The sequence below is a fragment of the Streptomyces sp. NBC_01320 genome (assembly GCF_035974375.1).
GTDB lineage: Bacteria > Actinomycetota > Actinomycetes > Streptomycetales > Streptomycetaceae > Streptomyces > Streptomyces yanii.
Map to the genome: position 1 here is coordinate 9,238,195 of NZ_CP108390.1, position 15,586 is coordinate 9,253,780.

Annotated in this window: 15 protein-coding genes; 3 read left to right on the top strand and 12 right to left on the bottom strand. The window is 69.2% G+C overall.

Features of this window, described 5'->3' with window-relative positions; translation table 11 throughout:
• Positions 1-38: 38 nt before the first annotated feature.
• From OG395_RS42045 to OG395_RS42055, 3 genes are all read right to left on the bottom strand, one after another.
• Positions 39-1,196: an ROK family protein gene (locus OG395_RS42045; protein ID WP_327247599.1), complete on the bottom strand. Its 1,158-nt coding sequence runs from the start codon at positions 1,194-1,196 to the stop codon at positions 39-41.
• Positions 1,197-1,296: 100 nt separating this feature from the next.
• Positions 1,297-1,947 carry a response regulator transcription factor gene (locus OG395_RS42050; RefSeq protein ID WP_266988374.1) on the bottom strand — a complete coding sequence of 217 codons (651 nt, stop codon included), beginning with the start codon at positions 1,945-1,947 and terminating at the stop codon, positions 1,297-1,299.
• Between the two features lie 4 nt (positions 1,948-1,951).
• A complete protein-coding gene (locus OG395_RS42055; protein ID WP_327247600.1) occupies positions 1,952-3,124 on the bottom strand; it encodes a sensor histidine kinase in 1,173 nt (390 codons plus the stop codon).
• A gap of 108 nt (positions 3,125-3,232) precedes the next feature.
• Here OG395_RS42055 and OG395_RS42060 point away from each other — a divergent pair, with 108 nt between their 5' ends.
• Positions 3,233-4,171: an ABC transporter ATP-binding protein gene (locus OG395_RS42060; protein WP_327247601.1), complete on the top strand. Its 939-nt coding sequence runs from the start codon at positions 3,233-3,235 to the stop codon at positions 4,169-4,171.
• Positions 4,172-4,173: 2 nt separating this feature from the next.
• Positions 4,174-4,911: an ABC transporter permease gene (locus OG395_RS42065; RefSeq protein ID WP_327247602.1), complete on the top strand. Its 738-nt coding sequence runs from the start codon at positions 4,174-4,176 to the stop codon at positions 4,909-4,911.
• Positions 4,912-5,206: 295 nt separating this feature from the next.
• Here OG395_RS42065 and mug read toward each other — a convergent pair whose 3' ends face one another.
• The 8 genes from mug to OG395_RS42105 form a co-directional block, all read right to left on the bottom strand.
• Entirely contained in the window at positions 5,207-5,764 is a 558-nt protein-coding gene (gene mug, locus OG395_RS42070) for a G/U mismatch-specific DNA glycosylase (protein ID WP_327247603.1), read from the bottom strand.
• Positions 5,765-5,783: 19 nt separating this feature from the next.
• Positions 5,784-7,226 (bottom strand): adenylosuccinate lyase, encoded by a 1,443-nt coding sequence (gene purB, locus OG395_RS42075; protein WP_266988384.1) that lies wholly within the window; start codon positions 7,224-7,226, stop codon positions 5,784-5,786.
• A 508-nt stretch (positions 7,227-7,734) separates the two neighbouring features.
• Positions 7,735-8,319: a DUF302 domain-containing protein gene (locus OG395_RS42080; protein ID WP_327247604.1), complete on the bottom strand. Its 585-nt coding sequence runs from the start codon at positions 8,317-8,319 to the stop codon at positions 7,735-7,737.
• Positions 8,316-9,074, bottom strand: coding sequence for a hypothetical protein (locus tag OG395_RS42085; protein WP_327247605.1), 759 nt, complete (start codon positions 9,072-9,074; stop codon positions 8,316-8,318). The genes OG395_RS42080 and OG395_RS42085 overlap by 4 nt, the downstream gene beginning before the upstream one ends.
• Before the next feature lie 73 nt (positions 9,075-9,147).
• On the bottom strand, positions 9,148-10,152 hold the full coding sequence (locus OG395_RS42090) for a zinc-binding dehydrogenase (RefSeq protein WP_327247606.1): 1,005 nt from the start codon (positions 10,150-10,152) through the stop codon (positions 9,148-9,150).
• A gap of 45 nt (positions 10,153-10,197) precedes the next feature.
• Complete coding sequence (locus OG395_RS42095; protein ID WP_327247607.1) at positions 10,198-10,338, bottom strand: hypothetical protein; 141 nt, start codon at positions 10,336-10,338, stop codon at positions 10,198-10,200.
• A gap of 143 nt (positions 10,339-10,481) precedes the next feature.
• Positions 10,482-11,411, bottom strand: coding sequence for an NmrA family NAD(P)-binding protein (locus OG395_RS42100; protein ID WP_327247608.1), 930 nt, complete (start codon positions 11,409-11,411; stop codon positions 10,482-10,484).
• Positions 11,412-11,762: 351 nt separating this feature from the next.
• Positions 11,763-12,662: an MBL fold metallo-hydrolase gene (locus OG395_RS42105; protein ID WP_327247609.1), complete on the bottom strand. Its 900-nt coding sequence runs from the start codon at positions 12,660-12,662 to the stop codon at positions 11,763-11,765.
• 455 nt (positions 12,663-13,117) lie between these two features.
• Here OG395_RS42105 and OG395_RS42110 point away from each other — a divergent pair, with 455 nt between their 5' ends.
• Positions 13,118-13,744, top strand: a complete 627-nt coding sequence (locus OG395_RS42110) for an isochorismatase family protein (protein WP_327247610.1) — start codon at positions 13,118-13,120, stop codon at positions 13,742-13,744.
• A 223-nt stretch (positions 13,745-13,967) separates the two neighbouring features.
• On the opposite strand, the gene OG395_RS42115 is transcribed toward OG395_RS42110, so the two are convergent.
• Complete coding sequence (locus OG395_RS42115) at positions 13,968-15,425, bottom strand: dihydrolipoyl dehydrogenase family protein (RefSeq protein ID WP_327247611.1); 1,458 nt, start codon at positions 15,423-15,425, stop codon at positions 13,968-13,970.
• Positions 15,426-15,586 lie beyond the last annotated feature (161 nt).

Here is a 15,586-nt window from a genome sequence, read left to right on the forward strand (position 1 = left end):
TCCCGTCGGCTTCGAACGAAACGCACGGCCCGTCGCGCTCAGCGGCGGGCCGTCACCGATCCCTCCACGGCGAAGAGCTGCTCCTCGACATGGTCGAGCGCCAGTCGCAGGGCGCCCGTAGCCACGGCCGCCTCGCCCAGCAGCGACAGCGCGACCCGCGGCGGCCGGAGACAGTACCGGGCCAGCTCACCGCGGAGCGGATCCAGCACGCCGTCCAGTCCGGCGGCCCAGCCGCCGATGACCACCAGCTCCGGGTCGAGCGCCAGCACCAGCGCCGCCACATTGTGCACCAGCCGCTGGATGAACCGCTCCACCGCAGCCTGAGCCCGCACATCGCCGTGCCGGGCCTCCGCGAACACCGCGGCGACCGCCTGCTCGTCCAGCGGATCCAGCGGGGTGTCCGTCGTCGACAGCAGCTTTTCCGGTGTGACCTCGCGGCCGAGCAGATGGAGTGCGCCGATCTCGCCCGCTGCACCGCCGTAACCACGATGCAGCCGTCCGCCGATCAGCGAACCGGCCCCCGGGCTCAGCCCCGCCAGGACGAACACGATGTCGTCCGACTCGGTCGCGGCACCCTTCCAGTGCTCGGCCACCGCCGCGGCGTTGGCGTCGTTCTCCACGAGCACCGGACAGCGGAAGGAGCGCCGCAGCCGCTCACCGAGCGCGAGACCGGTCCAGTCCGGCAGCGCGGTGCCCAGGCGTACGGTCCCGTCGGCCTCCACGATCCCCGGACTGCCCACCCCGACCGCACGCAGACTGCTCCGGGCCACCCCCGAGCGCCGCAGCAGATCGGCGACGACGGCCCGCACCCGGTCGAGCCGGTCGTCCGCGGAAGCCGTCTCCGACACCTCGCGGGAACCGGCACCGATGATCCTTCCGTCCAGCCCCGACAGAAGTGCGGAGACGCGGTGCGGGCCGATCTCGATGCCGAGCAGATGTCCCGCCTCGGCGCGGAACCGGAACCTGCGGGCCGGCCTGCCCTGACGTCGGGCCTCACTCTCGTCGGGCGCCGATTCGACGACCAGACCGGCCTCGAAAAGCCCCTCGACGACGCCCTCGACCGTTGGCCGGGACAGACCCGTGATACGAGTCAGGTCCGTGAGCGTGGGGGAGTGGGCGCCCCTGAGGGCATGAAGTACCACCGCGGAATTGATCCGTCGCAACAGCGACGGGTCCCCACCGGTCAACCGGCCCACGGTGTGTCCTCCCAGCTCGCGAGCATGTCACGCGGATGGTACTCGCTGCCCGGAAGCGGAGCGACCGTGACCCGGAACAGGGATCCGGGCGCCGTCGGCGTCAGCCCGGAGCCACGAACCCCGACTCGTACGCGGCGATCACCGCCTGCGTCCGGTCCCTGGCCCCCAACTTGGCCAGTACGGCGCTGACATGGGTCTTCACCGTCTCGACACCGACCACCAGCTTGGCGGCGATCTCCGCATTGGACAGTCCCCGGGCCATCAAACGGAGCACCGCCCCCTCCCGCTCGGTGAGCGCCGCGCTCTCCATGGCCGCCTTGGCCTTGCTCGTCCCGTACTCGGCGGCGAGCTGCCGGACCGCGGCCGGGAAGAGCAACGACTCGCCCTCGGCGACCAGACGCACCGCATGCACGATCTCCGAGGGCCTGGCCCGCTTGAGCAGAAAACCGTCCGCCCCGGCGCGCAGCGCCTCGTACACGTACTCGTCGTTCTCGAACGTCGTCACCACCAGGATCTTCGGCGGGTCCGGCACCGTGCGCAGCACCACGCGGGTTGCCTCGATGCCGTCCATCAAGGGCATACGCACGTCCATCGCCACCACATCGGGGCGCAGTCGGCGCAGCAGCGGGATCACTGCGGCACCGTCGGCGGCCTCGCCCACCACCTCGATATCGGGCTGGGCCTCAAGCACCGCACGCAGTCCTGCGCGCACGAGGGGTTCGTCGTCGACCAGAAGAACGGTAACCGGCATCCGGTCAGCGTAGGCCGTCCAGCGGGAGGCTCGCGTGCACCCTCCACTCGCCGTCGTACGGACCGGTCTTGGCCTTTCCGCCCAGGAGCGCGGCCCGCTCACGTATGCCCCGCAGCCCGCTGCCGCCCGAAGTACCTATCGACCCGGTGAGCGGATTGGTCACCTCAAGCTCCAGCCAGCCGGCCGCGACTGTGATTCTCACCCGCACGGGGACGGACCCCGAGTGACGCAGCACATTGGTGAGTGACTCCTGGAGGATCCGGTACCCCTCGCGGGACACCGGTCCCGGCACCAGCTCCACCGGACCGGAGACCTCGGCGTCGACCTTCGCCCCCGAACCGCGCGCCGAGTCCAGCAGCCGGTCCGCCTCGGCGAGTGTCGGCCGCTGTCCCACCGGTGCTTCCGACTCCCGCAGGACCCGAAGCACCCGCTCCAGATCGTCCAGTGCCGCCCGGCCCGTCTCCTCGATAGCGGCCAGTGCCCGCTCGGTGAACGCCGGATCGTTCGCCGCCCGCGCCGCACCCGCCTGGACGACCGCCACGGTCAGGGCGTGCCCGATCGAGTCGTGCAGCTCGCGCGCAATGCGATTGCGCTCCAGCAACTGCTCGGTGCGCTCCTCCAGCGCGGTCATCCGCTCCACCGGTGACGGACCGAGCAGCCGTCGCGCCGCCGCCGTGATCAACTCGCCGCATATCACGACAACTGCGAGCAGCAGGAGAAGAGGCACGGGTGCGATCAACGCGTACCACCAGTGCGGCTCCACCCCACGGATCAGCCAGTCGTCGCTCGGACCCGAACCCGACGCGGTGAGGACGAGGTCAACTGCCGTGGCGGACAACCACACCGTCGCGACCCCGGCCACCACTGAGAACAGCAGCCGCACCTCCAGCCAGACCACCGTCCGCCAGCGGGCCGCCCAGGTTGCCGCCGTTGCCGCGGAGATTGCTGCGTCGGGTCTTCCGCGCTCCGACGGCGTCAGCAACAGCTGGGCCTGAACCCCCTCGGCGAGCCGCATACCGGGGACCAGGCCCACAGGCACCGCAAAGATCGCCGGAGCCCATGGAGCGGTGTCCGGGGAGATGAACAGCCACACGCTGGCGACCGCGCTCGGAATGAGCATGTGCAGCCAGCGGGTGTAGGTGACCGGCTCGGTCAGCGGACGGAGAAGGCGACGCATGCCGCCATCGTGCCAGCCGTCGCGAACGTGACGGCTCCCCCGAGCGAGGGAGATGATCCCCTCCGGCGGGGGAGGGCGGGAATGGGGTGAGGCCGCCAGGCTGAGGACATGACCACCATCGACGTCCATGAGCTCACCAAGGAATACGGCGCGACCCGCGCCGTGGACCACCTCACGTTCAGTGTGCGACCCGGCCGGGTCACTGGTTTTCTCGGTCCGAACGGCGCCGGCAAGTCCACCACCATGCGACTCGTCCTCGGCCTCGACCGCCCGACCAGCGGCTCCGCGACGATTGGTGGGAAGAACTACGCCGAACTCGACCATCCGCTGTGCCGGGTCGGCGCGCTGCTCGATGCCCAGGCCGCCCACGGTTCCCGGACCGCGCGGAACCATCTGCTGGCTCTTGCGACGAGCAACGGCCTTGCTGCCGGCAGGGTCGAGGCGGTTCTGGAGGAGGCGGGTCTCGGCCGGGTCGGCGGCGACCGGATCAAGACGTTCTCGCTGGGTATGCGACAGCGCCTCGGCATAGCGGCTGCTCTGCTCGGCGACCCGGACGTGGTCATGCTGGACGAACCGTCGAACGGGCTGGATCCGGAAGGCATCATCTGGATCCGGGAGCTGATGAAGCGACTGGCCCGTGAGGGCCGCACAGTTCTCGTCTCCAGTCACCTGATGAATGAGACGTCGTCGTTCGCCGACCACCTCGTGGTCCTCGGGCGGGGCAGGCTCCTTGTCGACCTGCCGATGCAGGAATTCCTCGACTCCCGCAGCCGCCCGCGCGTGCGCGTACGCACGACGGAGTCGGGGCGGCTCCGCGATGTGCTGACCGGCAAGGGACACAAGCTCGTACAGAGCGACGACGGGCGCTGGATCGTCGAGGGCGCCAGGGCGGAGGAGGTCGGCGCCATCGCCGCCTTCGAGGGCATCCCCATTCTTGAACTCATCGACGAACAGGCCACTTTGGAGCAGGCCTATCTCGATCTCACAGCCGATGCGACGGAATTCGCTTCCGCAGCAGCGTCACCCACTACCCGTCAGGAGGCCTGACCATGTCGACCACCGACGTGCTCCGTTCCGAGTGGATCAAGATCAGATCGGTACGGGCCGTGTCCGGTTCCTTGATGGCGGTCTTCCTGGTGACACTCGCTGTCACCCTGCTTGCCTTCGCCACCGTTGGTCAGGCCGAGGCGGAGAACGGGGACACCGACCTGGTCTTCGGCGCCTTCTACGCACTGAACTTCGGCCAGATCGCTGCCATCAGCTTCGGCGCTACAGCGCTCTCCTCCGAGTATCTGAATGGCGCCTTGCGGATATCGCTCGCGGCTGTGCCGCGCCGTGACCTCTTGTACGCGGCGAAGATGACCCTCATCGGCGTGCTCGCCCTGGTGGTCGGGTTCGCCACCAGCTTCACCGCGTTCCTGGTGGGCCAGCTGTTCATGGGGAAGTACGCGATTGGTCTGGGCGAACCCGGAGCTCTCCGAGCCGCCTTCGGCGGCGGCATATACCTCGCCCTCATGGCCCTGTTCGCCGCCGGTCTGACGGTGCTGCTGCGCAGCGCGGTCGCCGTCCTCAGCCTGCTCATCCCGTTCGTCCTGATCGTTTCCTTCGTGGTCGGGGACATCGCGAGCGGCGTGGCACTCTATCTGCCCGACCGGGCCGGACAGTTGGTGCTGCATCAGAATCCGGAAGGCAGTGTGGGGCCATGGGAGGGGCTGGCTGTCACGGCCGGCTGGGCAGGCCTCGCGCTGCTCGCCGGCTGGTGGGCGATGAGGCGCAGGGACGCCTGAGGGCCGATCTCCCGTGGGCCGGTGGTGGTGGGCACGTCGGGAGGTGATCGCGGAAGGCGCCGGGCGTGGGCGAGAGAAGCAGAAGACCCCTCAAGGCTCATGCCAGAACCTGTTGCCATTGCCGTGCGGTTGACCGGCGGCATGACCACCGGCCATCACTTCCGCCGCATCGACGGGGCGCGCAGCGAGCCTCGGACGTGAGGACGCGGGGGCCATCGGCCCTGCACTCCTTGCCTCCTGACCCCGAATCTCCCGATCTCTCGCAGACCTCTGGTGCTCGCTTCGGCAGGCCGACTCAGTCCGAATGGCTGGGAACGGTGAAGTCAGCTGCTGCGCGAAGGCGCCCGTACTCCTCGGCCATGCTCTGAGCGGTCCAGTGGGCGTTGAGGCCGCTGGGGTTGGGCAGGGCCCAGACCCGGGCACCGCCGATCGTCCGGTCCTGCGGGCCGATCTGTGCGCGCCGCTCGCCGAAGGCGGTGCGGTAGGCGGTGACCCCCACCACCGCCAGCCACTGCGGGCGCAGTTGCTCGACCTTGGCCGTGAGGATCAGTCCGCCCTCGCGGAACTCCTCGGCGGCCAGTTCGTCTGCTCTCGCTGTGGCCCGGGCGACCACATTGGTGATGCCCAGACCGTAGGTCAGCAGCTCGCGCTGTTCCGAAGGCTTCAACTGGCGGGGAGTGAAGCCGGACAGGTGGAGCACCGGCCAGAAGCGGTTGCCGGGGCGGGCGAAATGGTGGCCCGTGGCGCCCGTCATCAGGCTCGGGTTGATTCCGCAGAACAGCACGCGCAAACCGCCGGCGACCACATCGGGAACGATGCGGTCGCGGGCGGCCTGGAGCTCTTCGGGGGTCATCCGGCGACGGTTCCGACTGTCAGAGGATCGAGCCCGGCGTGTATCCCGCAGCCTCGGGGTGCTGCTTGGTGATCTCCTCGATCCGGGCGACGAGCGCGGTGACCTGGTCGCCGGCCGCCCCCGTGAAGGAGAGCTTGTCGGCCATCAGCGCGTCCAGCTGCTCCCGGTCCAGCGGGATGCGGTCGTCGGCGGCGAGCTTGTCGAGCAGTTCGTTGCGCTCCGTGCCCTGCTCGCGCATGGCCAGAGCGGCGGCGACGGCGTTCTCCTTGATGGCCTCGTGGGCAACCTCGCGGCCGACACCGGCGCGTACCGCACCCATCAGTACCTTGGTCGTGGCGAGGAACGGCAGGTACCGGTCCAGTTCGCGTGCCACGACCGCCGGGAACGCCCCGAACTCGTCGAGCACCGTGAGGAAGGTCTCCAGCAGACCGTCGAACGCGAAGAACGCGTCCGGCAGCGCCACCCGGCGGACCACGGAGCAGGACACGTCGCCCTCGTTCCACTGGTCGCCCGCCAGCTCGCCCGTCATCGAGGCATAGCCGCGCAGGATCACCATCAGTCCGTTGACGCGTTCGCAGGACCGGGTGTTCATCTTGTGCGGCATCGCCGACGAGCCGACCTGACCCGGCTTGAATCCCTCGGTCACCAGCTCGTGCCCGGCCATCAGCCGGATCGTCTTCGCGACCGACGAGGGCGCGGCGGCCAGCTGAACCAGTGCGGTGACGACGTCGTAGTCGAGCGAGCGGGGGTAGACCTGGCCGACCGAGGTGAACGCCTGTCCGAAGCCGAGGTGGCCGGCGATGCGCTGCTCCAGGTCGGCGAGCTTGGCGGCGTCACCGCCCAGCAGGTCGAGCATGTCCTGCGCCGTGCCGACGGGTCCCTTGATGCCCCGCAGCGGGTAGCGGCCCAGCAGGTCCTCCAGTCGGCCGTACGCCACCAGCAGCTCGTCCGCCGCGGTCGCAAAACGCTTGCCGAGCGTGGTCGCCTGGGCGGCGACATTGTGGGAGCGGCCGGCGATGACCAGCTCGCCGTATTCGCCCGCAAGCCTGCCGAGCCGGGCGAGAACGGCCACGGTGCGGTCGCGCATGAGCTCCAGTGAGAGCCGGATCTGCAGCTGCTCGACGTTCTCGGTGAGGTCCCGGGAGGTCATGCCCTTGTGGACCTGCTCGTGCCCGGCGAGAGCGTTGAACTCTTCGATCCGTGCCTTGACGTCGTGCCGGGTGACCTTCTCGCGTTCCGCGATGGAGGCGAGGTCGACCTGGTCGAGGACACGCTCGTAATCGGCGAGGGCGGCGTCGGGTACCTCGATCCCGAGGTCCTTCTGAGCGCGCAGCACCGCCAGCCAGAGCTGGCGCTCCAGCTTCACCTTCTGCTCGGGGGACCAGAGGACGGCCAGCTCCGTGGAGGCATAGCGGCCGGCCAGGACATTGGGGATGCGAGGCTTCGCAGACACAGCAGTCACGTGTCCAGAGTTTACCTGTCGTCCTCAGCGGTTCGTGAGCGTCCACAAAGTCCATAAGGTCCAGGTCAGAGGCTCCTGGACCACCGTCTCACACACGGCGCGTGAGACACACGTGAGACGAGACGGCCCCGGGCCGGTGATTCCAGCACCGTCGGGGCCTCGAGACGAACCCCAGGAAACCCTTCTGAATCAGGGAGCCGAACCCATGCGAGACCGTAGCCTGAGCGCCGAGCTGGGCGGCCTCCGTGCGGCTGTCCTCGAAGCACGCGCCATGCCCCCGTCGGCCAAAAGAAGATGTCTGTCCGCATCCCGAGCAAGTCGTGCACGCCCGGGTCGCCCTGGAGGGGGTCCAACAGGGCGACGACTTTGGTTGGTCTGCGGACTACCTGCGGGCCGTCGTGCCGAGCACCCCGCGTCTGGGTACTGCCACTGGGGTGCTGCGGGGAAGGGGGAAGGAGACAGGCAGGCCGATGAGTGCGCCGCGCACCGTTATGGCGCCTCCCCTTGATCACGGCCCGGTCACCTCACCTGCCCGGCTTGGCGCACCGGCCACACCGGGCACCCGGTCGAGTGCCGGGCCGACCTCGCCCATGCTGGGAGGTGCGTCGCCGCCGAGGAGGGTGATCAGCTGGGCGAGGAGGGCGTCGAGTTCGCGGCCGACGTCGGCGATCCGCGGGTTGTCGTAGCCGGCGAACAGCAGGCTGGGCTGTTCGACGGCGAGTTTCGTTTCGCCGTCGGGGTCCGCGTAGAGCAGGGTCCGCAGTGGTGCGTGCAGCATGACCGAGGGGTCGTGGCGGAACATGCGTTCGGCGATGGTGTGGTTGCCCATCAGGTACTGCGTGGCCTTCCAGAAGGACGGTGATCCCGCCATGACGGCGGTGATGTCGCTGCGGAAGTAGCGCATGAACCCGTGCGGGGCGTTGATCTCGGCGAGCTCGAGCGTGGCCTGCCAGGAGGCCATCTGGAAGAAGCGGTCGAGATCGACCTCGGGGACGAGGGTTTCGTAGTGCTCACGGGCTGCGTCGTAGGAGCGGGGGAGCGCCACAACGAGCCGCCGTGCGGGGTGGTCGATGACGGCCGTGTCCGTGGTCATGATCGTGCCTGTTCGTCGCAGGTGTGAACGAGTTCGACACCGTGGATGTCGAGTGTGATGGAGGGGAGGTTGAGGTTGACGCTGTTGTCGGGGTTGCGACGGAAAACTCGTCGGCGTGTGGCCACAAGCAGACCGTCGAAGCTCTTGTGGCGGCTGGTGTAGTGGCCGATGAGTGTGCTGCCGTTGACTTCGGCGATGTAGTCCATGCGGCGTTGCATTGCGAGGGCGTCGAAGTAGAACACTTGGTCGGGATTGTGCGTGGCGATCTCGGGTGGGAAGCGCACCTGCAGGCGTCGCCAGGTCTGCCCGGCCTCGCGCCACGGTTCGATCTCGTGGACTCGCACGTCCGGATGGGTGAAGAGGAACGGGGTGGTGAAGTAGTTCCAGCACGCGTAGCCCAGGAAATAGCCGAGGTGTAGAGCGTCCCAGGCGCTGTTGCGCAGCATGCCCTTGAAGCCGGCGCGTGCGGGGGCGAGGGTCGCGACCGGTTCGCCGTCGAGGGTCTCCATGGTGACGCTGTCGGCGGTGGCGTCGAAGACCATCCGCTGGTCGGGGCGGGTGAACGGGGTGAAGACGATGTGTTCTCTGACTGTGTCGAGGGTCAGGATCTGGTCGAACGTCTTGTCCGGCGGCCAGCCCTTCGTCGCCCAGATCGGGCCGCCGATGGAGATGTCTACGTTCAGGCCGCGCAGGGTGTCCCAGTGTTCTTGGCCGCCGGCGGTGGCGATTGCCAGATCGAGGAGTTCGTCACTCATGAGCCGGGTGCTTTCCGTCGCGATGCGTATGGCGGTCACCGAACCCGGGGACCACCAGGCATTCCGGTGGCTGTCAGGGGCGGACGAGGACGAGGCCGACCTTGCCGGGTCGTACCGCGTGCTCCACGGCCTTGGCCAGCTCGCCGAGGCCGTACGTGGCGGCCACGTCGAACTGGTCCTTGAGCCCCAGCGCGATCTGCTTGGCGGTGGCGACGTCGGAAGCCCGCCTCTCGGTGGAGGCCTCGGACAGCCACCGGCCGATGTTCTTGCCCCGCAGCGTCAGCGACTTGTTCAGCAGCATCGACGCGTGCACCGACATCGACTCTTCGGTGATTTGCCCGTAACTGACCAGTTTCCCGCCCGGCGTCAACAGGTCCAGAAGGCTCTCCGCCAGCTTCCCGCCGATCGGGTCGAAGGCCACACTGACCGGGCGGCCGCCAGCTGCCTTGCGGACCTCGTCGGCCCAGCCCGGATGCTCTGTCGACACGACCGGCACGTCGGGGAACCGCTTGCGCAGCTCGGCGGCCCCGCGGTCGCTGCGGACGACGTTGATCAGCGCCAGGTTGTGAAACTGGCATACGCCAGTCACCAGCCGCCCGACCGACGAGCCCGCAGCGGTCTGCACCAGAAGACCGTCGTATCCGAAGGCCAGGTGCTCCTGCGCCTCACGGCGCAGCATCACCGTGGTGAGCGGGTTCGCGAGCATCTGCGCGGCGACGTCGTCCGACAACTCGTCCGGTACGGCGACGACCAGATCGGCATCCGCCACGATCCACTGGGACCACGCCCCCGGCTGGGGGAAGACCGTTACGCGGCCACCGACCTTGACACCCGGAGCCAGGCGCGCTCCCCCGCCGATCGCCTCCACCACGCCGGTGGCCTCCAGGCCGGCCGGAACCGGATGTGCAGCCTTCCCTGGGTAGGCCTCGATGGCCTGGAGATCACCAGGGTGTACCGAGAAGGCCGTGGTGCGGATGAGGACCTGGCCGAGCTCGGGCGCTACCGACTCCGGCTCCTCGATGACGGTCAGGACGTCGGCGGGCAACCCGCCACGGGTGTAGGCAACACGACGGTTCATGATTCCTCTCCTGCGCGCCGGTATGTGTGGGTCTTGGACCGGGCATCAACCGACGTCCTGCAGCCCCGGTGCACGCCACTGAGTGCACTGCGGGACGAGGGTTTCGTAGTGCTCGTGGCCCGCGGCGTGTGGGCGGTCTTTGCCGCCCGTCGTGGTGATTGCCAGGCCGAGGAGTTCGTCACCCATTGGCCGGGTCCTTTCCGGGGCGGTTACGGCGTGGGAAATCAATCCGGTGCCCGTGTGGCTGCCGGACCCGTGCACGATGGTCGGTCGGCGCCTCCGACGGTCAGCCCGCAACGCGCTCGACGACGCACGGCGAGGACGCGGCTTCAGGGGCTGAACTGGCTGGGGTTCTCACGGACGTAATCGGCCACCCCCGAAGGAGGCCGCCCGATGACCTGCTCGACCCCTTCCGCCTTGCGGTCGTACCGATTCTCCGCGTGAAGGCGAGCCATGGTGGAGATGTGCTGGAAGACGTGGTCGGGCAGCCCCAACGGCCTGAGATCGTCGTCGATCCATTCCTGAAGGGGGACGTCGGTGTAACTGACCGGTCGGTCCAGGGCTGCGGAAACCTCCGCCGCCATGGCGGCGACGTCCTCCGAGCGCGGGCCGGTCAGCTCATAGATTCGGCCGACGCGCGGGGCAGGGTCGGCCAGGATCTCCTCCACAACCGCGGCGACATCCCCGGCCGCCACGGGGGAAGTTTTCGCCCGACCGAAGGGCAGCCTGATGCTTCCGTACTTCGCGATCGAGGAAAAGCCCACATGGAACAGCGGGTTCTCCATGAACACGGTGGGCCTGACCTGGACGACGGGCAGGCCTGACCAGCCGAGGATCTGCTCCACCAGCCACTGCTGCCGCTGCTGCACGGACTCGGAGGTGCTGGTGAGGTCCATCTCGGAGACGGTCAGCTGCGACATGTTCACGAACGCTTCCAGGGACCCGTACGCGCGCGTGACGGCCGCCACCGTCACGGCAGCCTCCAGATACTGCGCCGACACGCCCATGCCGAAGTACATACGTCCACAACCGGCCACGGCGTCGGCGACGTCGCCCGCGCGTGTCAGGTCTCCGACGACGACATCGGCGCCCGTCGCGCGCAGCGCCTCCGCCCGCTCGTCATCGCGGCGCACCATGGCCCGGACGGGCAGACCCCGTCGCCGAAGGCCTTCGACCACGGATCGCCCGACGGCGCCGACGCTGCCCGCCGCACCTGTCACCAGAATGGGTAGCACACTGGTTTCCGGGGTGCTGTCCATAGGGACAGCCTGTGGTGCGCACAGCCAGGGCGCAACTGGAGCCCGCCGAGCCGTCGGCGCTGTGACAACAGTCGGCTCAGGTAACTGGATCGGCATCCTCAACTGGCCGACCAAGCGCTCAGCAGCCAACTGAAACGCAAAGCCACACCTGGAGACCTTCATCCGGGCGTGCGATGTTTCGTCACCTCCTCGAACGCGTGCGTGAATTCAAGCGTGGGTACACCTTTCTCCGACGGACTCCTGCAGGCCCAACGCGACTGGTATGCCGTCGCGACCACCACCTCGTCCGCGTCGGCCGTGATCCTTCATCGCCCACAGGGCCAAGCACCACGAGCATGCCGCGGCACGCCCTCACCGCCATGCCGCCCACTCCTTCACCGCGAACCGGTCGCCGACGCGCCGCACTTCTGCTGCGCCCGGCCCGGGGAAGTGCGCGGGGAACAGCAGGGCGCCCCGGTCCGCGGCCTCCCCCAGCACACGGCGCCGGCTTTCCCGCGCGCGAGGTTCGTCCTCGTCGAAGCTGGGGCAGTCGTCCGGCTCCACGATCTGCAGTGGGCTGTGCAACAGATCCCCGGCGAACACCGCCCGGTCCGTGCCCGACCGCAGCCATACGACGGAGGAGCCGGGCGTATGGCCGGGAGCCGGCTCGATGCGGAGCTGGGCGTCGATGTCGTGGTGGTCGCCCTCCCACAGCACGGTCTGTCCGGCCTCGTGCACGGGGGCGACGCTGTCCTCGAAGACGTTTGCCATCCGGGGGCCGGAGCGGGTCCGGTGTCCGTTGGCCGGGTTCCAGTAGTCGAAGTCGGCGCGTGAGATGAGGTACTGGGCGTGGGGGAAGGTCGGTCGCCACTCTCCGTCGTCCGTCATACGGGTGTTCCAGCCGACGTGGTCGCCGTGGACATGGGTGCAGATCACCGTGTCCACGTCCTGCGGGCGGACACCCGCCGCGGCCAGCTCACCGAGGTAATGGGTCTTCAGATGATGGAAGGACGGCATGGCCGGGCGCTCCCGGTCGTTGCCGATGCCGGTGTCGATCAGGATCGTCCGGCCCTCGCTGCGAATCAGCCAGGTCTGGATCATGACGCGGACCTCGTCGGCGGCCGAGTCCAAAAAGGTGGGGGCGAGCCAATTCTCGTGTGCCTGCCAGTGCCCGACGGGCACGTCGGGGAAGACATAGTCGCGGGCGCGGCCTTTGGCGGGCAGCTCCACCACACGGGTGATCTCCGCGTTTCCAAGCGTGATGGTGTCCATGTCCCCAGCCTGCGTGCCGGATGACGCAGGCGCTATCGGTCGCATGACCACGCCTCGGAGGGAGCGGGATGTGGCGTGATGGGGCCGGTCGGCGACGCGCGATACCGCGTTGGAGTCGGACGGTGACCATGGTGGGGCGGGAGAGCGAGAGCGCGGGGCTCGGTCTCGAACCGAATCAGGTTCCTCCGCCGAGGCCGGTTCCCGGTACTCGCGCAGGTCCCGCAACACCGCCGGCGCAGGCAACCCACGCTACGTCGAGATCCGGTTCCACGGTCTGATGCCCGGTCACCGACCGCCCGCCGGGCCCGGACATCGTCACCGCACCCCCGGGCGACGCCGCGTCCGGTGCTTGCGCTCCGGGAGGCCGAGGCTTAGCTTCAAAAGTAGTCACCAAACGTGACCATCGAGTCTGGTGACCAGTGAAGCTGCGACTCAACTCCCCAAAGGAGCGGATCATGAGCGAGCGCAGCAAGTTTCTGGAGCCGATCACCCGCGAGAACGTCGCCGTGGTGCTGGTAGATCACCAGGTGGGTCTGCTGTCCGGCGTCCGGGACATCCCACTCGGCGAGCTGAAGCACAACGTGGTGGCGCTGGCACGCGCGGCGACCGTGTTGGGCATTCCGCTGGTTGTCACCACCACCGCGGCCGACAGCATGTGGGGGCCGACCGCCGTCGAGCTGGTCCAGGCGCTGCCGGCCGGACAGAAGATCATCGACCGCAGCACGGTCAACGCCTGGCACGACGACCGGATCCGCGAAGCCATCGAGGCCACCGGCCGGCAGAAGCTGATCTTCGCCGGGGTGTCGCTTGAAGTGTGCGCTGCATTGCCCGCGATCTCCGCGACGGCCGCCGGCTACGACGCGTACGTCGCCGTGGACGCCTCCGGCACCTTCAGCCAGGCCAAGCGCGAGGCCGGACTGCTGCGCATGCAGCAGGCGGGCGTCATCGTCAGCGACTACGCCACCCTCATGGTCGAGGCCCTGGCCGACAACGCCGCCCCCGACGCCGGCGCTCTCTACGCCGCCCTCGACATGCCGTTCGCCGTCCTGGTCGGCCAGATCTCCGCGGCCTACCATGCCTAGCGGCCCCACCGGCCGACCGCTCGCCCACCTGCGCGCCCCGGGCGCCTACCCCCGCCGGGGCGTGACGGTGGGCTGAGGGCACGCATGAGTAGTCACATGTCTCCAGGGTGCCGCTGCCGCTCAGCGTGAGTAGCCAACGACGCCCCCTCCCGCGTTCGCCCGCCCCGGAGCGGCAACCGTGCCCCTCGGCGCCCCCGCTCTGAGGCGGACCCCACCCGTCCGCTCAGGTGCGGTCATGGTGGTAGGCAGCGAGAAGGAAGAGCCAGATCTCGCTGACGGTCGGGAAGCAGGCGATGGCGTGCCTGAGCCGCTTGAGCGGGACCTCGCCGGCGACCGCGACGGTCGCCGAGTGCAGCAGCTCGCTGACTCCGGGACCGACCAAGGTCACCCCGAGCAGCACTTCCCGGTCGAGGTCGACCACCATCCGCGCATGGCCCTGGTAGTTGTCGGCGTAGAGATTGGCGCCCTGGACGGCGTCGAAATCGACGTCGACGACCTTGATGCGGTGGCCGGCCCGGGCCGCCTGCTCGGCGGTCAGGCCCACGGCTGCCGCCTCGGGGTCGGTGAAGAAAACCTGGGGCACGGCGCACTGATCGGCGGTGGTGGCGTGGTCTCCCCACGGGCCGTCGTCCACGGGCAGGCCCGCGGCGCGGGCGCCGATGGCGTCGCCGACGGTTCGCGCCTGGTATTTGCCCTGGTGGGTGAGCAGAGCGCGGTGGTTGACGTCGCCGACGGCGTACAGCCATGCGCCGTCGACCCCGCGGACCAGGCACGTGGTGTCCACCTCCAGCCACGTGCCGGGGGTGAGGCCGACTGTGTCCAGGCCGATGTCGTCGGTGCCGGGGGTCCGGCCGGTGGCGACCATGACCTCGTCGGTCTGGATTTCGCTGCCGTCGTCGAGGCTGAGGGTGACAGCGCCGGTTGGGTCCGGGCGGCGCAGGGCGGTGACCTGGGTGCCGATCCGCACATCCACGCCCGCCTCGGTGAGGCTGCGTGCGACGAGCTCGCCCGCGAAGGGTTCCATGCGGGGGATCAGACTGCGGCGGGCAAGCAGGATGACTTGGGACCCCAGGCCCTGCCAGAGGGTTGCCATCTCGACGCCGACTCCGCCGCCTCCGACGATGGCAAGCCGGGCGGGCACGGTACTGGAGTCGGTGCCCTGCCGGTTCGTCCAGGGCCGGGCCTCCCGAAGGCCCGGAATGTCGGGCAGCAGCGGTCGGCTGCCGGTGGCGATGGCCACCGCGTGCCGGGCGGTGAGGGTGAAGCGTGCGCCGTCGTCCCTGGTGACCGTGGTACGCCGGGGACCGTCGATGCGGCCGTGGCCGCGGAAGAGATCGGCGCCGATGGACTTCACCCACTCGGCCTGTCCGCTGTCGTCCCAGTCGGTGACGTAGTGGTCGCGGCGGGCGAAGACCCGTTCGGTGTCGAGCCTGCCGGTGACGGCCTGCCGGGCACCGTCCACCCGGCGGGCGTCGGCGACCGCGATGACCGGCCGGAGGAGGGCCTTGCTGGGGACGCAGGCCCAGTAGGAGCATTCGCCGCCGACCAGCTCACGCTCCACGACAGCCACAGTGAGGCCGGCGGCGCGGGCGCGGTCGGCGACGTTCTGGCCGACCGGGCCCGCCCCCAGCACGACCACGTCGTAAGCGCTGTCTTCCTGGTTCTCGCGTGCTTCGCTCATTGCTCCCTCGCATCCGATCGGGGCTGACAGAACCACCCCCCGGCCCATGTAACCGCGCGGTGCGCGCACGACGTCATACCTTGGCCGCAGGAGTCACCGACAGCGGCCATCCGTGCGCCCCTTGTGGCCGCACGCACACCGTGCCCGGCCCCAGGCGGCGC